At 62.1% G+C, this 20,515-nt stretch carries 17 protein-coding genes; 13 read left to right on the top strand and 4 right to left on the bottom strand.

Annotated elements, in window-relative coordinates; genetic code table 11:
• The first annotated feature begins 114 nt into the window (after positions 1 to 114).
• Positions 115 to 804, top strand: a complete 690-nt coding sequence (gene mtnC / locus CWM54_RS16145) for an acireductone synthase (protein ID WP_100697775.1) — start codon at positions 115 to 117, stop codon at positions 802 to 804.
• Positions 801 to 1,343, top strand: a complete 543-nt coding sequence (locus CWM54_RS16140) for a 1,2-dihydroxy-3-keto-5-methylthiopentene dioxygenase (RefSeq protein ID WP_061155367.1) — start codon at positions 801 to 803, stop codon at positions 1,341 to 1,343. The genes mtnC and CWM54_RS16140 overlap by 4 nt, the downstream gene beginning before the upstream one ends.
• Positions 1,344 to 1,447: 104 nt before the next feature.
• On the opposite strand, the gene CWM54_RS16135 is transcribed toward CWM54_RS16140, so the two are convergent.
• Positions 1,448 to 3,757 carry a molybdopterin-dependent oxidoreductase gene (locus CWM54_RS16135; protein ID WP_100697773.1) on the bottom strand — a complete coding sequence of 770 codons (2,310 nt, stop codon included), beginning with the start codon at positions 3,755 to 3,757 and terminating at the stop codon, positions 1,448 to 1,450.
• Between the two features lie 411 nt (positions 3,758 to 4,168).
• On the opposite strand from CWM54_RS16135, the gene CWM54_RS16130 reads away from it, so the two are divergent.
• Genes CWM54_RS16130 through CWM54_RS16110 form a run of 5 tightly spaced genes read left to right on the top strand, consistent with a single transcriptional unit; the run spans position 4,169 to position 9,636 of the window.
• Positions 4,169 to 5,149, top strand: a complete 981-nt coding sequence (locus tag CWM54_RS16130) for a sugar ABC transporter substrate-binding protein (RefSeq protein ID WP_100697771.1) — start codon at positions 4,169 to 4,171, stop codon at positions 5,147 to 5,149.
• 44 nt (positions 5,150 to 5,193) lie between these two features.
• A complete protein-coding gene (locus CWM54_RS16125) occupies positions 5,194 to 6,696 on the top strand; it encodes a sugar ABC transporter ATP-binding protein (protein ID WP_165785821.1) in 1,503 nt (500 codons plus the stop codon).
• Positions 6,693 to 7,682 (top strand): ABC transporter permease, encoded by a 990-nt coding sequence (locus CWM54_RS16120; RefSeq protein ID WP_100681446.1) that lies wholly within the window; start codon positions 6,693 to 6,695, stop codon positions 7,680 to 7,682. The genes CWM54_RS16125 and CWM54_RS16120 overlap by 4 nt, the downstream gene beginning before the upstream one ends.
• Positions 7,679 to 8,683 carry an ABC transporter permease gene (locus CWM54_RS16115; protein WP_046622420.1) on the top strand — a complete coding sequence of 335 codons (1,005 nt, stop codon included), beginning with the start codon at positions 7,679 to 7,681 and terminating at the stop codon, positions 8,681 to 8,683. The genes CWM54_RS16120 and CWM54_RS16115 overlap by 4 nt, the downstream gene beginning before the upstream one ends.
• Positions 8,684 to 8,694: 11 nt before the next feature.
• Positions 8,695 to 9,636, top strand: a complete 942-nt coding sequence (locus CWM54_RS16110; protein ID WP_074386559.1) for a carbohydrate kinase family protein — start codon at positions 8,695 to 8,697, stop codon at positions 9,634 to 9,636.
• A gap of 35 nt (positions 9,637 to 9,671) precedes the next feature.
• On the opposite strand, the gene CWM54_RS16105 is transcribed toward CWM54_RS16110, so the two are convergent.
• Genes CWM54_RS16105 through CWM54_RS16095 form a run of 3 tightly spaced genes read right to left on the bottom strand, consistent with a single transcriptional unit; the run spans position 9,672 to position 12,814 of the window.
• Positions 9,672 to 10,700, bottom strand: a complete 1,029-nt coding sequence (locus tag CWM54_RS16105) for a 2-hydroxyacid dehydrogenase (protein WP_100697769.1) — start codon at positions 10,698 to 10,700, stop codon at positions 9,672 to 9,674.
• A complete protein-coding gene (locus tag CWM54_RS16100; protein WP_100681444.1) occupies positions 10,697 to 12,193 on the bottom strand; it encodes an FGGY-family carbohydrate kinase in 1,497 nt (498 codons plus the stop codon). The genes CWM54_RS16105 and CWM54_RS16100 overlap by 4 nt, the downstream gene beginning before the upstream one ends.
• 12 nt (positions 12,194 to 12,205) lie before the next feature.
• On the bottom strand, positions 12,206 to 12,814 hold the full coding sequence (locus tag CWM54_RS16095; RefSeq protein ID WP_008805607.1) for a methylthioribulose 1-phosphate dehydratase: 609 nt from the start codon (positions 12,812 to 12,814) through the stop codon (positions 12,206 to 12,208).
• Positions 12,815 to 13,265: 451 nt separating this feature from the next.
• Here CWM54_RS16095 and codB point away from each other — a divergent pair, with 451 nt between their 5' ends.
• The 6 genes from codB to CWM54_RS16065 all read left to right on the top strand — a co-directional run bounded on the left by codB (position 13,266) and on the right by CWM54_RS16065 (position 20,492).
• Entirely contained in the window at positions 13,266 to 14,528 is a 1,263-nt protein-coding gene (codB, locus tag CWM54_RS16090; RefSeq protein ID WP_100697767.1) for a cytosine permease, read from the top strand.
• Positions 14,525 to 15,760 (top strand): PucR family transcriptional regulator, encoded by a 1,236-nt coding sequence (locus tag CWM54_RS16085; RefSeq protein ID WP_061155376.1) that lies wholly within the window; start codon positions 14,525 to 14,527, stop codon positions 15,758 to 15,760. The genes codB and CWM54_RS16085 overlap by 4 nt, the downstream gene beginning before the upstream one ends.
• Positions 15,757 to 16,995 carry a cytosine deaminase gene (gene codA / locus CWM54_RS16080; RefSeq protein WP_100681442.1) on the top strand — a complete coding sequence of 413 codons (1,239 nt, stop codon included), beginning with the start codon at positions 15,757 to 15,759 and terminating at the stop codon, positions 16,993 to 16,995. Before CWM54_RS16085 ends, codA begins: the two co-directional genes overlap by 4 nt.
• Positions 16,996 to 17,140: 145 nt before the next feature.
• Positions 17,141 to 18,091, top strand: a complete 951-nt coding sequence (locus tag CWM54_RS16075; protein WP_162678331.1) for a LacI family DNA-binding transcriptional regulator — start codon at positions 17,141 to 17,143, stop codon at positions 18,089 to 18,091.
• Positions 18,092 to 18,213: 122 nt separating this feature from the next.
• Positions 18,214 to 19,023: an inositol monophosphatase family protein gene (locus tag CWM54_RS16070; protein WP_100681441.1), complete on the top strand. Its 810-nt coding sequence runs from the start codon at positions 18,214 to 18,216 to the stop codon at positions 19,021 to 19,023.
• Between the two features lie 110 nt (positions 19,024 to 19,133).
• Positions 19,134 to 20,492: an MFS transporter gene (locus CWM54_RS16065; protein WP_100697765.1), complete on the top strand. Its 1,359-nt coding sequence runs from the start codon at positions 19,134 to 19,136 to the stop codon at positions 20,490 to 20,492.
• Positions 20,493 to 20,515: the final 23 nt, after the last annotated feature.

Raw genomic sequence — 20,515 nt, 5'->3', positions numbered from 1 at the left:
GATTGTAATGCTGTTGTTGAAGCCACTATAACACGATGTTAATATTTGGCAATCAAGACGCTTAGACGTCTAAATGCTAATGTTATTCCGCGCCACGCCCACTCTGGAGAAACCATGATCCGCGCCATCGTGACCGACATAGAAGGCACCACCAGCGACATCCGCTTCGTGCATAACGTGCTGTTCCCCTACGCCCGCGAACGACTGGCCGGCTTTGTGACCGCTCAGCAGTACGCTGAGCCCGTCAAAACCATTCTCGACAACCTGCGCCGCGAGACAGACTCTCCGGCCGCCAGCACCGCCGACCTTATCACTACCCTCTTCGCCTTTATGGACGAAGACCGTAAATCCACGGCGCTAAAGGCGCTGCAGGGGATCATCTGGCGTGACGGCTACCTCAACGGCGACTTTACCGGCCATCTCTACCCGGACGTACTGCCGGCCCTGGAGAAATGGAAAGCGCAGGGCATTGATCTGTATGTATATTCTTCAGGCTCCGTCGCAGCGCAGAAATTGTTATTTGGCTACAGCGATGAAGGTGATATTACTCATCTGTTCACGGGCTATTTCGATACCCTGGTAGGGGCCAAACGCGAAGTGCAATCCTACCGTAACATTGCTGAACACCTGGGCCATGCCCCCGGCACCATCCTGTTCCTGTCGGATATCCATCAGGAACTCGACGCCGCCGAGGCCGCGGGTTTGCGCACGATCCAGCTGGTACGCGGCGACCGCGACCCGGCGAGCCACCATCCCCAGGTTCAGCGTTTTGACGACATTCATCCGGAGCAGATCCCAGCATGAGCGCATTAACCCTTTTTTCCGTGACCGATCCGCAAACACCGCTCTGGCACAGCACCGACGCCAAAGCGATTCAGGATCAACTTAACGCCAAAGGCGTCCGCTTCGAGCGCTGGCAGGCCGACCGCGATCTGGGCGCAGCCCCCAGCGCAGAAACGGTGATTGCCGCCTATCAGCATGCGATTGACAAACTGGTCGCCGAGAAGGGCTACCAGAGCTGGGACGTCATCAGCCTGCGCGCCGATAACCCGCAGAAAGCGGCGCTGCGGGAGAAATTCCTTAACGAGCACACCCATGGCGAAGACGAGGTGCGTTTCTTTGTCGAGGGCGCAGGTTTGTTTTGCCTGCACATTGGCGACGAGGTGTTCCAGGTACTGTGCGAAAAGAATGATCTGATTTCGGTACCTGCCCACACCCCGCACTGGTTTGATATGGGTTCAGAACCGAACTTCACCGCCATTCGCATTTTTGATAACCCGGAAGGCTGGATCGCCCAGTTTACCGGCGACGATATCGCCAGCGCCTACCCACGGCTGGCGTAACGTCCCACTGTCATCAGTAAATTGCCTGGCGCGCACTTTCCCGGAGGCGGCGCATACCGCGCCTCCTCCGGACTACCCGCCCCGCCGCTGGCGCTCCCCCACACCTAAACCTCAATAAACCTCGGCGGATCAAAGGCGGTGATCGGCGGCAGTTCCTCACGCCACGGGGCGATCTCCACCCAACAGCTCTGAGCGCTACAGCCCTGCCCCAGGCGCGAACTGCCGCGATCCTCGGTTAACACGTTGGGATTACCGTGCTTATCGAGCGATCCTTTTTCATTCGGATCCAGAGGGTCATACCAGGCGCCGGTGGACATCTGTACCACGCCGGGCAAAATCTGCTCGCTCAGGTGCACGCCCGCCAGAATCGCCCCGCGGTCGTTATAGACCTTCACCACGCTGCCTTCGCGGATGTCTCTTGCCTGCGCATCGCTCGGATGCATCCACAGTGGCTCGCGTCCCTGAATTTTCGTCGCCCGGCTGACGCTGCCGTGGTCGTACTGACTGTGCAGGCGGGCGCGCGGCTGGCTGGAGAGCAGATGAAGCGGCCAGCGCGCCGCCTCCTGCCGCTGCCGGGCGGCCTCGTGTTCATCCCACCACGGATGGCCAGGGCATTCACGATAGCCAAACCCGGCGACGGTGGCGGAAAAGAGTTCAATCTTGCCGGAGGGCGTGGAGAGCGGATAGCGCTGCGGATCGGCGCGAAAATCGGCGAGAAAGATCTGCGGCCGCTCCGGCGCGCTGTACTCCAGCACCCCTTGCTGCCAGAAGTCCTCGAACGAAGGCAGCGCAATACCCTCCTCTTGCGCCCGCGGTCTTGACTCCTCATAGAGATGACGCAGCCACTGCCCGGCGTCCCGCCCCTCGCTGAACGGTTCTCCGAAGCCCAGCCGATCGGCCAGATCGTGGAAAATGGCGTAATCGTCACGCGCTTCGCCCACCGGCGGGATCTGCGCGCTCATGGCGATCATAAACCCGTCGTGACCGCCGCTGCCGATATCCTCTCGCTCCAGCGAGGTGGTGGCTGGCAGGACGATATCGGAGAATTTAGCCTGCGCGGTCCAGTACTGCTCATGCACCACCACCGTCTCCGGACGGCGCCAGGCCTCGCACAGTCGGTTGATGTCCTGATGATGATGAAACGCATTGCCTCCCGCCCAGTAAACCAGACGGATGTCGGGATAGCGCAGCTGCTGACCGTCAAACTCATAGGCTTCTCCCGGGTGCAGCAGCATATCGGACAGCCGCGCCACCGGGATAACGCTGTCCACCGCATTTTCCCCGGCGGGTAAGCGTGGGCCGGAAAACGCTTTTCGCACCGCGCCCGCCAGATTGGTGCAGGCATAGCCAAACCCAAGGCCGCCGCCCGGCGTGCCGATCTGTCCCAGCAGCGCGGTCAGGGCCACCGTCGCCCAATAGGCCTGCTCCCCCTGACGGGCGCGCTGGATAGACCAGGAGATATTCACCATCGTCCGGTGGCGGGCCATCTCCCGCGCCAGGTCGGCGATGCGCTGGGCGTCCAGGCCGGTAATCGCCGCCGCCCACGCCGGGGTTTTCGCTACGCCGTCGTGCTCGCCCAACAGATAAGCGCGGTAAGGGGCAAACCCGACGGTATGGCTGGCCACAAACGCCTGGTCGTAAAGGGACTCAGCGATCAGCACATAGCTCAGCGCCAGCAGCAGTGCGGTATCGGTGCCCGGCCGAATGGCCAGCCACTCGGCGTCGGGCACCGCGCTGAGGTCATTGCGCACCGGACTGATATTCATAAACCGGGTGCCGTTGGCCTGCATCTTATCCAGCCAGTACGGCAGCATATGGTCATTGGCGCCACCGCCGTTGACCTGGGCATTGCGCAGCGGCAGACCGCCAATCGCGACAAACAGCTGACACTCCCGCGCCAGCTCGGAAAAATGGGTATGCTGACGGTGCAGTGGGCTCAACGGCCCGAGAATATGCGGCAGAATGCGCTCGCCCGCGGCGCTGCTATAGGTATTGGTGCTGGCGGTGTATCCGCCAAAGCCCTTGAGAAACCGGTGCAGCTGGCTCTGCGCATGGTGAAAGCGTCCAGCGCTGGCCCAGCCGTAGGAGCCGCCGTAAATCGCCTCATTGCCGCAGCGCGCCTTGACCGAGCGCAGCTCGCGAGCCAGCAGGTCCAGCGCCACCTCCCAGCTGACTTCGACAAAGGGCTCCTTGCCTCGCCCTTCTCGTGACGCCGGCCCCTGCTGAAGATAGCCGGCGCGCACCGCCGGACGGCGAATGCGCGTTTGGCTGGTCACCGCGTCGGGGAGCGACTGACCGATGCGTGACGGATTTTTATCCCAGGGCACCGGATTAACCGCCACGATATCGCCCTCGCGACTCTCCACCTGCCACGTTCCCCAGTGCATCACCGTATAATTATGCTGTTTCTTCATAGCACTCGCGTTCTTCTCAGCCAAAAAACTCGTTAATATAAATCGAGGAAATGACGGAAATATCCCCGCCCCAGCCAGACATTACTCTGCTAAAAAAAGTATTAGCCCGCGCAATCACCTGCATTTCCCTGCAAGGGCCGTATTTCTCCACGCCATCACAATAAACAGAAAGCCGTCTTTATCCGTTAAATAAACACGGAATAAGCAAAAAATAAAACCACAAAATAAAAAGGTATATTTTGCATCATGAAATATTTTCAGGTTCCCGGTGGCAAAATAACCTTTTTCTCTGGCCTTTCTGCGATATAACATTCCCGGCATAACTTAGATTTATTTTGTATTTGAGGTGGCGAGGTGCTTCTTGTCATGCTACCAGTCCGCAACCACCTTCATCACAGGATCATAATAACAATGTCGCAGAAGAGAAAATTATTGCCTACCGCGCTGGGACTGCTTTCCCTTGCCTCGCTGAGCGTCACTGCCGCAGACGCCCTCTCCTTACAGGGAAAAACCATTGGCGTTGCCGTTGTTGGCACTCAGCATTTTTGGGATCGCGAGGCCTTTAAAGGTGCGACAGAGGAAGTGGAGAAACTGGGAGGCAAAGTCATTGGCGTCGATGGCGGCCGCGATAATCAGGTTCATGCCAATAATCACGATATTTTACTGTCACGCAAGGTGGACGCGGTAATTAGTATTCTCGGCGACAGCGCCGTCGAACCAAAATTTAAAGCATTGCGTGATGCTGGTATCCCGGTATTTACCGTGGATCACGTTTCTCAATATTCGGTCAACAATACCACCTCCGATAACTACACCTTAGGCTCGACCATCGGTCGCTACATGGCGGATGAATTAGGCGGCAAAGGCAACGTCGCCGTATTTAACGCGTTCTCCAGCGCGCTGCGTATTTGCGGAATTCGTTACGATCAGTGGAAATATGTCCTTAAGGATTATCCGGATATTCATATTATCCAGCCTGAGCTGGCGGAGCAGTTCGCCAACTCGCCAGAAGACGCGCGGAAGAAAACCCTCGAATTACTCAGCCAGTATCCGAAAGGCAAACTGGATGCGATCCATGTCGCCTGCTGGGATCAACCGGCCATCGGTATCGTCCAGGCACTGGAAGAGACCGGCCGTGATAAGGACGTGAAAGTGACGGCCATCGACGCCGGTCCGGAGACGCTGGAGATCATGGCAGAGCCTGGCAGCCCGTTTGTGGCTAACGTCGCGCAGCAGCCGCATCTGATTGGCCAGACCTCCGCCGACAACGTGGCCCGCTACTTTGCCGGTCAGAAACTGCCGGTGCAAACCTTTATCCCGGTGATACCGGTGAAAGGTCCGCAGGAAGCGAAAGCGGTGTATAAACAGTTGGGATACGGCGAACTGCAGTGATAAATCAACACCCTGGCGGGGAGCGCCCCGCCGCGGGTCTGGTCATGGACCAGATCGGCAAACGTTTTGCCAGCGTTACGGCGCTTAATTCAGTCACCCTGCGTCTCAATCCCGGGGAAATTCATGGCCTGATTGGCGAGAACGGCGCCGGTAAATCGACGCTAATCAAGATCCTCGCCGGCGTCTATCAGGCCGACAGCGGCAGCGCGACCCTCGACGGTCACCCGCTGCCCCTCGGCAACCCGGCAGCCATTGAAGCCGCCGGCATCCGCGTTATCCACCAGGAGCTTAACCTGATCCCGCACTTTACCGTCGCGGAATCGGTGTTTCTCGGCCAGGAGTATCGCACCCGCTGGGGCGCGCTGGATCGCCGACGGATGAAGGCCGCCACGGCGCAATTTTTCCAGCAAAACTGGCAGCTGGCGATCGACCCCGAACGGCTGGTGCGCGACCTGAGCCTGGCCGAGCGCAAGCTGGTGCAGATTGCCCGCGCGCTGATCGACGGCGCGGCGCGGCTGGTGGTGTTCGACGAGCCCACCGCCCCCCTGGAGGCGCAGGAGGCCAGTCTGGTCTCTTCCGCCATCCTTCGCCTGCGCGACCAGGGCATTGCCATTCTGTATATTTCCCACTACCTCAATGAGATAGCCACCCTCTGCGACCGCGGCACCGTACTGCGTAACGGGGAAGTGGTCGGTTACCCGGACCGCGACCTGCTGCAGAATACCGAGGCGCTGATCGCCATGATGGTCGGCCGGGAAATCGACCAGTTGTATACCCCGCGCCAGCACCCGGCGGCAGACACCGGGGCGGCCCCGCTGCTCTCGGTGCGCCAGCTGAGCGACGGGCGGCAGCTGCAGGATCTCTCTTTTGATATTCAGCCGGGCGAAATCGTCGGCGTCGCCGGCCTGCTGGGCGCCGGACGCGATGTGCTGGTCGACTTACTCTACGGCTTACGCCCGGCGGAACGCGGTACGATCCACCTCGACGGCCAGCCGCGGCGTATTCGTACGCCGAAGCAAGCGATCCGCGCCGGAATGGCGCTGGTGCCGCGCGACCGCCGCCATCAGGGGCTGATCCTGCCCTTCACCACCGCCGACAATATTAATCTCGCCTCACTTCCGGAGACCGCCACCTTTGGCTGGGAGCGGCGGGGTATCGCCGAGCAGAAAGCGCGCTACTGGATAGAACAGCTGGCGATCCGCCCGGGACGCCCGGCGCTGCCGGTACGCTACATGAGCGGCGGCAACCAGCAAAAAGCGATCCTCGCCCGCTGGCTCGGCACCGATGCCCGGCTGTTTATTCTCGATGAACCCACCCTTGGGGTCGATATCGGCGCCCGTCGCGATATTTATCAACGTACGCGCCAGCTGGCCGATAAAGGACGGGCGGTGCTGGTCTCCTCCAGCGATGCCCCCGAACTGCTCGGACTATGCGACCGGATCCTGGTCCTCTGGCGCGGCGCGCTGGCGGCCAATCTGCCCACCCGCGGGCTAACGCTGGACGCCCTGCTGGTGGCGATCAACGGCGGACAGGAGCCTTCACCATGAGTACCGCTATCCCGCGTCGCGGCCGTCCGGGCCTGGCGACGCTGATTGAAAAATTTCCCCTGATCCTGTTTCTGGCGCTGCTGGTATGGCTCAGCGTACAGTCTCCTTTCTTCCTCAGCTGGCAAAATATCAGCCTGATGCTGGTCCAGAGCGTTCCGCTGGCGATCCTCTGTTTCGGTCTGGTCTGCGTCATCGCCGTTGGCGGGGATGACGTGGTCTCCGGCGGCATCGACCTCTCCCTGCCGGCGACGGCGGTGCTCGGCGTCGCGCTGCTCAGTCTTGGGCTGGCCGAATGGCACACGCCGTATCTCCTGCTGCTGGCCCTGCTGGTGGCGGTTTGCCTGCTCTGCGGGGCGATCAACGGCTTCCTGGTGCTGGCGGCCGGCCTGCCGCCGCTGCTGGCTACCCTCTCGACCTCCGTGGCGTTTACCGGCCTGACAGATTTGTTGACCGGCCAGCGACGCATCGCGGTCAGCGATCCGCTGATGGTCGCCTTTCGCGATAACAGCGTGCTGGGCCTGCCCTGGCCGCTGATTTACTTGCTGGGGGTATTTATCCTGTTCCAGTTCCTGCTCCACCACTCCCGCTTCGGCCAGCATGTGCAGGCGGTGGGCGGCAACCGCGATATGGCGCAGATGAGCGGCCTGAACGTGCGCCGCTTGACCCTGCTGGTCTGGCTGTTAGCGGGCATTGCCGCCGGGCTGGCTATTCTGCCGCTGCTCAGCCAGGGCTCCGGCAGTTCCAGCGGGACGGCCACGCCGCTGCTGCTGGAAACCGTGCTGGCGACCTTTATCGGCGCCGCTTTCTCGCGCCGTCGGGTGGTCACCATCTGGGGGGCGCTGCTGGGGGCAATTCTGGTCAACGCCCTCTCTAACGGGCTCGGCCTGCTGGGGGTCAATATCTTCTGGATGGGCGCCATTAAAGGCGGCCTGATCCTGGTGGTGCTGGCGGCATCGGCGGTCAGACACAAAGGAGGCGAGGCATGAGCCAAATTACCCTGAAAACGCCGGCTCCGGCGGAACAGACGGCCAGCAGCCCGCTGGCCTGGCTGTCGCGAGCCGGATTTGGCGTCATCACCCTGCTGGCCATCGCCCTGTTTGGCTGGGCGAATCCGGTATTTTTAACCGTGGATAACTGGGCCAACCTGCTGCAGGGCAGCGCGATCCTGCTGATTGTGGCGATGGCGATGACCTTGATTGTCAGCGCCGGGGCGATTGATCTGTCGGTGGGCGTTGCGCTCGATTTCGGCGCCGCCTTCGCCCTCGTTGCCCTGAAAACCTGGCATCTGCCGTGGCAGGCCGCGGTAGGCTGCGCCCTGCTTGGCGGCGTGCTGATTGGCCTGCTCAATGCCTTTCTGATCCTCATCTGCCGGATCCGCCCCTTCCTCGCCACGCTCGGCACCTGGTTTATCGCCAGCAGCGCCGAGCGCATCTATACCGACGGCGGCGGCGCGATAGCTTATCGGCGGATGGCGCCGGAATATCACGATCTGGCAGTGGGCAACCTTGGTGGGATCCCCACGCCGGTGGTGATTGTGCTGGCGCTGTGGCTGGTGGCATGGTTGGTCACCGAGCGCACGCTGTGGGGCAAATATGTCCGCGCCATCGGCCAGAACAGCGAAGCGGCGCGTATCGCCGGGATCCGCGATCGCCTGACCATGCTCGGCGTGCTGGTGGCCGCCTCGGCGCTCTGCGCCATCGGCGGGGTGATCCTCTCCGCCAACCTGCGGCAGTTTACTCCCCTGGCCGGGCAGTCTTACCTGATGGACGCCATTGCGGCGGTATTTATCGGCACCGCCTTTAACCGTCTGGGCCGGGTCAGCATCCTCGGCACCCTCGGCGGCGTGCTGTTCCTTGCCATTATTGATAATGGCCTGAACCTGATGGGGCTCAATTATCTGGTGAAGGACGCGCTGGTCGGCGTGATTCTGGTGGTGGCCCTCGCCCTTTCTTTCTGGCAGGCGCGCCTGCGCCAAACGCATCGCTAAACGGGAGAACGATGGCAACCTTTGACGCCGTGTTTGTCGGCCTGACTATTCTGGATATCGCCGGGCGCCCGGTGGTGGCGATCCCGCCGCGCGGCGGCGTCGCCTTTATTGAGCAAATTCGCCTCAACCCCGCCGGCACCGCCGCAGGGGCCAATATCAACGCCGCGAAGCTGGGGATCCGCACCGCAGCGGTGGCCTGCCTGGGTGAAGATGAAAAGGCCGACTTTATCCTCGCCAGCTATGCCCGGCTGGGCATCGACTGCTCGCTTATCCAGCGCACCGCGCTGAAAGAGACCTCGGCGACGATCCTGCCGATTCGCCCCAACGGCGAGCGTCCGGCCCTGCATTGCCGGGGCGCATCCGACGCCCTGTTCGTCAGTGAAGCGGAATTTGACGCCGTCCTCGACTGTCGTTTCCTGCATCACGGCGGGACCGGACTGCTGGCGGCAATGGACCAGGGACAGAGCGCGCGGCTGTTGCAGGCGGCTAAAGCACGCGGAGTCACCACCAGCTTTGACCTTATCGCCCCGAATGAAGACACCCTCGAACTACTGCGGCCCCTGTTGCCGTCGGTGGATTATTTCATGCCTTCGCTGGAGGAAGCCGCCTTTCTCTCCGGCGAGACGCAGCCGGAGGCCATCGGCCGCTTCTTCCTGGCACTCGGCGTGGGCACCTGCATTCTGAAAGACGGCGAGAACGGCTCCTGGCTTATCCGTCGCGATGGCGCGCTGGAGCATATTGCGCCGTGGCCGGTCGAGGCAGTGGATACCACCGGCTGCGGCGACAGCTACTGCGGCGGGTTTATTGCCGCGCTGGCGCGCGGACTCAGCGTGAAAGCAGCGTGTGACGTCGCCTCGGCGGTGGCCGCGCTGGTGGCGACCGGGATGGGATCGGATGCCGGGGTAGTGGACTGGGAACAGACCCAGGCTTTTATGGCGGCCCATCGCCCCTGACGCCGGGCCCGCGCCGCCGCAGCGGCGCAAGCGGCTTAACGCCACTGGTACAGCAGCGGCTCCCCGGCGACATAGCGCTGAAGATCGGCGGCAATCATCGCCGTGTGTTTGGCGATACTCTCCCGGGTGGCTCCGGCGATATGCGGCGTGATAATCACGTTATCGAACTCGGTGACAAAAGGATGATCGCGCCACAGCGGTTCGCGGTGATAGACATCCAGCGCCGCGCCGCCCAGCGGGCCGTGACGCAGGGCATCAATTAGTGCCGCCTCGTCGACCACCGCCGCGCGAGAGGTATTGATCAGCAGCGCGCCGGGCTTCATGCTGTTTAACAGCGCCGCATTCACCAGCCCGTCACTGTGCGGCCCGCTGCTCAGATGCAGGCTGACGATATCCGCCTCGCGGAACAGCGCCTCCAGGGTCGTTTTCTGTAGTCCTGGCTCATTGATATCCTCTGCGGCGACGAACGGATCCACCACCAACACCGCCATGCCGAACGCCCGGGCGATACGCGCCACCCGGCGGCCAATGTTGCCATACCCCACCAGCCCCAGCGTTTTATTGCGCAGTTCACTGCCTTTAAACACTTCATAGGGGCTTTCCGGGCTCACGTCCCAGACCACATCCCGCCGCAGACCCTGCTGGGTGGCGGCGGCGGCATTGTCAGCCTGCGTGAATTCCCCCCGCTTCAGCGCCGCATGGGATTGCGGAATATGGCGCGCCAGGCTGAGCATCAGGCCAAGCGTCAGCTCCGCGGCGGCATCGGCATTGCGCCCCGGGGTGTAGAGCACCCGGATGCCGCGCGCCTGGGCGGCCTGGGTATCAATATTCACCGGATTCGCGCGGGTGCAGGCGATCACCTGCAGGCGCGGACAGGCGGCCATTACCGCGTCTGTCACCTCATCATAGCTGGTCACCAGCACCTCGGCGTCATGGGCCAGCTCAATCAGCTGACCGGCGCTGAGCTTCGGTTTCCCCAGCGCCCATCCCTCCACCAGCAGTTCGCCCAGCGGGTGGAAGGCGCTAAGGTCGCCAGCATGCTCGGCGGTAAAAACGATTTTCATGGTTGTACGTCCTGAGAAAGAGGTTGAAGGGCGGCCTGTCTGGCCTGCCATACCGGCAGCATCTGCTCACGCAGCAGGCGGTAAACGGGATACAGCGCCGCGTAGCGGGCATGCGCCTGAGGGCGCGGCTGATAGCGGGTCTGCGCCAGCGGAGGCGTCTCGGCCAGCGCTGCGACGCTGCGGGCCGCCAGAATCGCCGCGCCGCGCGCGCTCAGTTCGTTAAAGGCGCTGGAGACCACCGTACGCCCGGTACAGTCGGCGATAATCTGCAGCCAGGTCGCCGAGGCTGCGCCGCCGCCGGTCAGATACAGCTCGCCGCCCTGCGGATAACCCTGTAGCGCATCGACAATGGCGAAGGCCAGGCCTTCAAACACCGCGCGCTGCAGTTCGGCGCGGGTGGTGTGCGGGCTAATGCCGAAAAAGCCGGCCCGCGCGTCAGGGCTGTAAAACGGCGCGCGTTCGCCATTGAGGTACGGCTGCCAGAAGACGCCGCCGCTGCCTGGCTCCACGTCCGCGATCGCCTGCTCCAGCCGATCCAGATCGCCGTCCAGCGAAATATGCTGCTGCAGCCAGTCAATGTTTGGCGTACCCGCCTGCATCGGAAACAGCGAGATCACCTGTCCGGCTTCGGTATGGGTGACAAAGCGCGTCGCCTCGTTCACCGTCTGCGGGCCGCGGCAGACGATCCCGGTGCAGCAGGTGGTGCCAAGGATCGTGTAGATATCCCCTTCGTTGACCGCGCCGCAGCCCAGCGCAGCGCTACAGACATCCAGCGCCCCGGCGGCCACCGGCGTCGCGGCGGGCAGCCCGGTCAGCGCCGCCACCGCGTCGCTCAGCGTGCCGGCCGGGGCATCCGGGGCCAGCAGCGGGGGAAACAGCGGCAGCAGTTCGTCCAGCCCCATCTCCGTCATCACCACCGAGGACCAGCCGCCGGTCTGCTGGTTAAGTAACGAGCTGCTGGCGTCCGTCAGCTCCAGCGCCGCCACGCCGGTCAGGCGAAAGCGGATCCAGTCCTTGGCGAAAAACAGATAGCGCGCGGCCGCCAGCCGCGCCGGCTGATACTGTTTCAGCCAGTACAGCTGCAGGCTGGTATTGCAGGGCTGCAGGTGGGTGCCGGTATCGGCGAAATAGCGGCGGTCGAAGCCGGGTCGGCGCAGCAGGTCGCTCATCAGCTCATGGCTGCGGGTGTCGCTCCACAGGATCCCCGGGCCCACCGGTTCGCCCAGCTCATCGCTGAGCCAGACCCCCTCCCCTTGCCCGGCGAGGCCGATGGCCCGCAGCCGCCCCGCCTGCAGCGCCGGGTGGCGGGCAATCTGGCGCAGAATAGCCAGCACCGAATGCCACAGCTGGGTCATATCCTGTTCCGCATAGCCATTGGCTGACAGGCGGGGTGAAGTGTTTTCCGCGGCGCTGGCGCAGGCGGTGAAATGCTGATCAAACAGCACCGCTTTCACCCGCGAGGTGCCGATATCAATACCAAGATAAAAATCCATACCTGCTCCGGCTCAGGGCTCGTAGCGGCGGCGCATCAGCTCGCACTCGAACAGGAACTCCAGCCCCTCCAGTTGACGGCGGGCCTCCTGAATATCTTTCCCCCAGCAGGTCAGGCCGTGGCCGCGCAGCAGAAAACCGTAGCGCAGCGGGCGCGTTTGCGCATAATCGGCAATCCGCGCCGCCAGGGCGTCAATATCCTGGTCATTATCAAAGATGGCGACCGGAACGGTATCGAGATGGCTGTGCTGCCCGCTAAGGGTTTTCTGCATTTCATACCCCTGCAGCGCCAGCGTGTCGCTTTTTTCGATGCGCGACAGCACGGTGGCGTTGACGGTATGCACATGCAGCACCACGTTGGCTTCCGGGAACAGGCGATACACCAGGGTGTGCAGGCCGGTTTCGGCCGACGGCTTCCGTCCGGAAGGCGCCTGATTGGTGGCGATCTCAACCTGCAGAAAATCCTCGGTTGTCAGGCTGCCTTTATCGCGGCCCGACTCGCTTAGCCAGCACCAGGTGTCATCCTGGCGCACCGACATATTGCCGCCGGTCGCCGGCGCCCAGCCTTTCGCCCCGATCCAATGACAGGTGGTGACCAGTTGCGCGAGTCTTTCTTGCCACATAGCAGTTCCTTAGGTTAGCGATGATTTATTTAGCCGTCTAAATGGCTATTTACCCGATACTAACACCGCTAACCGGAGGGGACAATATTTCAGGAAACACACATAAGACAAATGGTTATATCATAAATGCATATTAAATAACCTTTATTCACAGTGATTTAACCAACCGTTTTCAGTACACCACTATTCTCCACTACTCCCTGGCCAAAAACTGGCGGATCGTCCTGGCTGAAATTCTCCTCCTGCGCCAGGGATGCGCTCGCCGCCCTCCTCTGCCCTGGACTGGTGCAAAACATGGCAGGATGCCCACTAAAATGGCATCTCATCGTCTTTACCCCATCATTACTGTGCACTGTGCACATCTTGTGATATTCCCCGTGCCCGGTTTTTCCTGGCACATCTCTTGCTACTTCCGGCTATCACCGCCCATCTACCAGCCAGAGGTTCCAGGATGTCAAACAGCAATGATTTTCCCCTCGTCGAAGCGCCCGCCACCGGACGCAAAGGCGTATTTTCCATCGCCATGGTGTTATTCAGCTTTACCTTTTTCACCGGCACGATGTTTGCCGGCGGCAAACTCGGCGTCTCCTTTTCCATCGTCAATCTGCTGTGGATAGCCGTCATCGGCAACGCCTTGCTGGCTCTCTATGCCGCGTCGCTGGGCTGGATCGCCGCGCGCAGCGGCCTGAATACGGTGCTGATGGGCCGCTTCTGCTTCGGGGAGATCGGCAGCAAGCTGGCCGACTTTATTCTTGGCTTTGCCGAGCTGGGCTGGTACGCCTGGGGGACCGCCACGGTCGCTATCTCGCTGGTGAAGATCCTCGCCCTACCCGAGGCGCTGACCCAGCCGTTGATGGTGCTGTTTGGTATTTTGTTCTGCGTCACCGCGCTGGTGGGCTACAAGGGACTGGACGCGCTGTCGCGCCTGTCGGTGCCATTGATGTTTGTGCTGCTGATGGTCTCCATGTATCTGGCGCTGCACCACGCCGGCGGCTGGCAGGCAATGACCCGCATTGCGCCGAGCGACACCATGACCTGGTCGGCGGCCATCACCATGGTCTTCGGGACTTTCGCCAGCGGCGCCACCCAGGCGACAAACTGGACCCGGCTGGCTAACTCCAGCCGGACCGCCATTCTCGCCAGCATGGGCAGCTTCCTCATCGGTAACGGGCTGATGATCGTGGCCGGCGCCTGGTGCGCCATCGTTTATCAACAGGCCGATATTGTGGAAGTCCTGATCCTGCAGGGGCTGTCGGTCGCCGCGGTGATCATGCTGTGTCTCAACCTGCTGACCATTCAGGGCCCCACCATCTATAACGTCTCTGCCGCCGCCTGCCATCTGCTGCGCAGCGAACGTCGCCGGACGCTAACCATCGCCGCCGCCGGGGTGGGTATTGTGCTCGCTATTGGCGGTATGTATGAAATGCTGATCCCCTTCCTTGTGCTGCTGGGCAGCATTATTCCGCCCATTGGCGGAGTGATCCTCGCCGACTACTGGTTCGCCCGCGGCGGGCGCTATCCCCTGCTGCAGAACGCCCGCCTGCCACGTTTTAACTGGTTGGGACTCGGCGCCTACGCCGCCGGCGCGGTGGTGGCCTATCTGTCACCGTGGATCGCGCCGCTGGTGGGGATCACCGTCTCCGCGCTGGTCTATATCGTCCTGACCCTGCTAAGCAAACGCCAGCCTGCCGCCGTCGCGGAGCAGGAGCCATGAGCCTGACGGTCAGCGAACTGCTGGCCCTTGAGGGACTCTCCGCCCTGCGACTGCGGGCGGGAAAGCAAGGGCTGCAGCGGGCCGTACGCTGGTACTACGTGGCGGAAAATGAACATATCGCCGAGTGGATCATGGGCGGCGAGCTGGTCTTTATCACCGGCATCAACCATCCCCGTGATGAAGCCAACCTGATCCAGTTGCTGATGGAGGGGAAACAGCGCGGCATCGCCGGGATGGTGATCCTCACCGGCGAGGCCTATATCCACGCCATTCCCGCCACGCTGATCGCCCTTGCCGACGAGCTGGGCATTCCGCTGATTGAGCAGCCCTACCTGCTGAAGATGGTGATTGTCACCGAGCGCATCGGCACCGCGCTGGTCCGCAGCGAAAACGCCCTGCAGTCACAGCGCGACATTCTGATGCAGCTGGTCACCGGCGACTATCCGGATCTGCAGATGCTCCATCAGCGCGCCCTCCACCAGCAGCTCGATTTTACCCGTCCGCTGCGGCTGGCGGCGCTGCGTCTGGAGGGGCTGTCCCGCCTGTTTCGCCAGTTCCCGCCCGAACAGGCCGAAGCCTGGCTGCTGCAGGCCCACCGCAGCGTGCGTCAGCAGCTGCAGCAGCAGCTCAACCAGCAGGGCAACCCCTTCCCGCTGCTGGAGCGCAGCAACATGTTCCTTTTCCTGCTGCCGGATGAGGAGGGGGAAGGCTTTCAGCAGAAAAAATGGCTGCAGCAGTGGCTGCAGGCGCTGGCGGACGGAGAGGATAGTTTGTCGCTGCTCTGCGGCCTCTCCGCGCCGGTCAGGCAGCTGCAGGGTTACCCGCGGGCGCTGTCGCAGGCGCGCCAGGCACTGGATCTGTGCGATACCCTGCGGCCGACCCAGCGTATCAGCGACTATCAGCAGTTGGGGTTTATCAAACTGTTGTCCGCGGTCAGCGACCCGGCGCTGCTCAACGATTTTATGCACGACACTCTGGGCTGCCTGATCGAGCCGGGCCGCAAAGCGCCATGGCTACTACTGGAGACCCTCGAGACGCTGCTGCAGGAGAACGGCAACGTGGTGCGGGCCGCCGACCGGCTGGGCCTGCATCGCAACACATTGCATCAACGCATCCAGCGTATTGAAAAACTGACCGGCTACCCGGTCAGCCACCCTCAGTTTCATCTCAACGCCTCGGTCGCGCTGGTGATCTGGCGTTTATCGCAAAACCATTTACAGGACCCACCATGAAAATTATTAACGCTCGCCTGCGCCGCCAGGAGGCGCTGTTTACTCTTGACCTGCAGGACGGGATGATTCACCGCATCACCGCCCAGGCCGCGATGCAGACTGCCGACGCCGGGGATATCGACGCCCAGGGCCGGCTGGCGATCCCGCCCTTCGTCGAGCCGCATATTCATCTTGACGCCACCCTCACCGCGGGCGAGCCGGAGTGGAACCGCAGCGGCACCCTGTTTGAAGGCATCACCCGCTGGAGCCAGCGCAAAGCGAGTATTACCCCGGAGGACACCCGCCAGCGGGCGCTGAAAACCATCGGCATGCTGCGCGACTTCGGCGTCCAGCACGTCCGGACCCATGTGGATGTCACCGATCCGTCGCTGTCGGCCCTGAAGGCGCTGCTGGCGGTGAAACAAGAGGCCGCCGATCTTATCGATCTGCAGATTGTCGCCTTCCCGCAGGAGGGGATCGAATCTTACCCCGACGGCCGCGGACTCATGACCCGCGCCATCGAGATGGGCGCCGACGTGGTGGGCGGCATTCCCCACTATGAGAATACCCGCGACAAAGGGGTCAGCTCGGTGATGTTTTTGATGGACCTCGCCCAGCGCTACGGCCGCCTGGTGGATGTCCACTGCGATGAAATCGACGATCCGCAGTCGCGTTTCCTTGAAGTACTGGCGGAGGAGGCGCGGGTGCGCGGCATGGGGGCCCTGGTCACCGCCAGCCACACCTGCGCGATGGGCTCTTACGATAACGCCTACTGCTCGAAGCTGTTTCGCCTGCTGAAAGCCTCGGGCATCAACTTTATCTCCTGCCCGACCGAAAGCATTCATCTGCAGGGCCGGTTTGACAGCTGGCCGAAACGGCGCGGCGTCACCCGGGTGGCGGAGCTGGATCGCGCCGGCATCAACGTCTGCTTTGCCCAGGACTCGATTCAGGATCCGTGGTACCCGCTGGGGAACGGCAATATCCTGCGTATTCTGGATGCCGGGCTGCACATCTGCCATATGCTCGGCTATGACGATCTGCAGCGCTGCCTCGACTTCGTCACCGATAACAGCGCCCGGGCGCTGTGTCTGGGCGATAACTACGGCCTCGCCGAAGGCCGCCCGGCGAACCTGCTGATCCTCGATGCGGAAAACGACTACGAGGCCGTCCGGCGTCAGGCACGGGTGCTGACCTCCATTCGCCACGGCAAGGTGATTTTGCAGCGTGAGGTGGAGCACATCCGCTACCCGGCATAGGGCGCAAGGCGCTGCGCGACGACGCCTTTCTGTGATACCTTTTCAGGCAGTGTGCGTGACCGACGCCCGCCCGGGCGTCGGCTTCCTGGAAAACAGACGGCGCGAAACGACGATGAGCGATAAAAAATGGATTAAGGCCGAGGATGTGGCCAGACTGGCCGGCGTCTCGCGCTCGGCGGTCTCCCGCACCTTCACCCCCGGCGCCTCGGTGTCGGAGAAGACCCGGCAGAAGGTGCTGAGCGCCGCGGAAGCCCTGGGCTATCAGGTGAATATCATCGCCCGGACGATGATCACTGGCAGCAGTAATTTTATCGGCATCGTCACCGCCGGTTTCGACAACCCGTTTCGCAGCAAACTGCTGGCGCCGCTGGTCCATCAGCTGGCGCTCAATGGCTTTATGCCGCTGCTGATGAACGCTGACGATCCGCAGCAGCTCGCCCCCTCGCTTAAACAACTGCTGAGCTATCACGTCGCCGGGGTGATCATCACCTCCGGCGCGCCGCCGCTGTCGCTGGCGGAAGAGTATCTGGCGCGCAAGATCCCCGTCACCCTGATCAACCGTCATGCGGACCTCGCCGGCTGCGACCGGGTGTGCAGCGATAACGCCCAGGGAGCGAAGCTGGTAGCGGGCTTGTTCAGTCGTCGAGGCTGGCAGCAGGTTGGCTTTATTGGCGAAAATCGCGAGAACTTCAGCACCCGCGAGCGCTATGAGGCTTTTATCGCCCGGACGTCGGGCATGACGGTGAGCAGCCGCTTCTGCGACGGCGGCGGCTATCAGGCCGGCTACCAGGCCGCCAGAGAATTGGTTGCTGAAAACCCCGGGGTGCAGGCGCTGTTCTGCGCCACCGATATGCTGGCGCTGGGCGCCCTGGATGGCCTGCGGGACGCCCCCGCCCCGCTGCCGGCCATCGTCGGTTTTGACGATATCCCGCAGGCGGACTGGCAGCCCTATCAGCTCACCACCGTTCAGCAGAATACCGCCCTGCTGGCCCACCACGCGGTGGATCTGTTAATGACGCGGATCGCCCGCTTTAGCCTGCCCTCACGCCATCGCGAAGTGCCAGTGAAACTAATTATTCGTCATAGTGCGAAATGAAAAAATCATTTTATGCTGGAGCGATCACAGAATCTTCTGCGAAACCCGGCCACACTCATTCGGCCCTTCGGGGCTGTTTTTTTCACGCAAAATGCACACGTGTGCAAAAATAGGGAGTCACTATGCAATCTCAGGAATCAGAAGCGCTACAGGCCCGCTACCGTCTGGCCTGCGAGCTGGCGAAAGCGGGCGCTGAGCTGGCGTTTGAATACTATCAACAGCGCGAGGCGCTGACCGTCGACCATAAAGGCGACGACCTGCAGGATGTGGTCAGCGTGGCCGACAAACGGGTGGAGGCCTTTGTCAAACAGCGCATTCAGAGCGCGTTTCCGCAAGATGGCTTTCTCGGCGAAGAGAGCGGCACCCGCCTGCCCGACGCCCGGATCCTGTGGGTGGTCGACCCCATCGATGGCACCAGCTGTTTCCTCAACGGCCTGCATGCCTGGTGCCTGTCGCTGGCGATCGTCGCCGACGGCGAACCGGTCATCGGCGTGGTCTACGACCCCAACCATCGCGAGCTATTTCATGCCCTGCGGGGCCATGGCGCCTGGCTCAACGACGCCCCGATCCGTCCGCACCCTGGGGCGACGGTCAAAGAGGGCGTGATAGGCGTCGGCACCTCGCATCGCGTCACCCCGGCGGACTTTCTGCCGTTTCTGCAGGCGCTGCTCATCGACGGCGGCATGTTTATCCGCAACGGTTCCGGGGCGTTGATGAGCGCCTGGGCGGCGGCGGGCCGGTTGATTGGCTACTACGAGCCGCACATGAACCCGTGGGACGCCCTGCCGGGGCTGGTGCTGATGCGCGAAGCGGGCGGCGCCAGCAACGATTTTCTGGCGCAGGAGGGGATCCAGCGCGGCAATCCGCTGCTGCTGGCCAGCCAGACGCTCTACCCGCAGCTGAAAAAGATGATCCCACAACCCTTACATTAACCCTTACGGGTCAGGCTATCTCTGATTATGTACTCTACACAGTAACAATAACTTCACTCACGGACGAACCACATCAATCAGTCACGCCTCCGACCTGCGGAGAACCACCTATGTCTGGAATTATCGCTTTTTTCCGGGCGTCGCCGCCGAAAGCGGGCGCCGAGTTTGATGAACACCGTTTTCGCCGGGTGCGCTGGCAAACCTTTATCGCCATGACCCTGGCCTACGTCACCTTTTACGTCTGCCGGTTATCATTCACCGTCGCCAAAAGCGCGCTGGTGGAGCTGGGGATCACCCCGACGGAGCTCGGTATGATCGGCTCTACCCTGTTCTTCAGCTACGCCATCGGCAAACTGGTCAACGGCTTTATCGCCGATCACGCCAACGTGGTGCGCTATATGAGCCTCGGTTTATTGCTCAGCGCCGGGATGAACCTGATGATGGGGATGACCACTAACGCCCTGCTGCTGGCCATCTTCTGGGGGATCAACGGCTGGGCCCAGTCGATGGGCGTCGGCCCCTGCGCGGTCTCGCTGGCGCGCTGGTACGGCGTCAAGGAGCGCGGCACTTTCTATGGCATCTGGTCGACGGCGCATAATATCGGCGAGGCGGTGACCTATATGGTGATCGCCGCGGTGATCGCCGGATTTGGCTGGCAGATGGGCTACCTGTCCACCGCCGCGCTCGGCGCCGCCGGGGTGGTGCTGCTGGTGCTGTTCATGCACGATTCGCCGCAGAGCAGCGGCTTCCCGTCCATCAACGTCATCCGCGATGAACCGCAGGAGGAGGCCGAAGCCCGCGGCTCAGTGTTTAAAAACCAGCTGCTGGCGCTGCGCAACCCGGCGCTGTGGACCCTCGCCCTCGCCTCCGCCTTTATGTACATCGACCGCTACGCCGTCAACTCGTGGGGGATCTTCTTTCTCGAGCAGGATAAAGCCTATTCCACGCTGGAGGCGTCCGGGATTATCGGCGTCAACGCCATCGCCGGGATCGCCGGGACCATTATCGCCGGCATGCTCTCCGACCGCTTTTTCCCGCGCAACCGCAGCGTGATGGCTGGGTTTATCAGCCTGCTGAACACCGCCGGCTTCGCCCTGATGCTCTGGTCGCCGCACAATTATTACACTGACATTCTGGCGATGGTTATCTTCGGGGCCACCATTGGCGCCCTGACCTGCTTCCTCGGCGGGCTGATCGCCGTCGATATCTCCTCGCGCAAAGCTGCCGGGGCCGCGCTCGGCACCATCGGCATCGCCAGCTACGCCGGGGCCGGCCTGGGCGAGTTTCTCACCGGGATCATTATTGATAAAACGGCGATCCTCGAGAACGGCAAAACGCTGTATGATTTCAGCACGCTGGCGCTGTTCTGGGTGGGTACCGGTCTGGGTTCCGCGCTACTCTGTTTTACCACTGCCGCCATCGTCGCCCGACGCCATGCCGTCGAACGGCAGACCTCGTTCTCCTCATAACCGATTAACGAATAAGGAAGAAG

The organism is Klebsiella sp. D-Nf1, assembly GCF_002810515.1.
GTDB classification, from domain to species: domain Bacteria; phylum Pseudomonadota; class Gammaproteobacteria; order Enterobacterales; family Enterobacteriaceae; genus Klebsiella; species Klebsiella variicola.
This window is presented reverse-complemented; position numbering and strand designations above follow the sequence as displayed.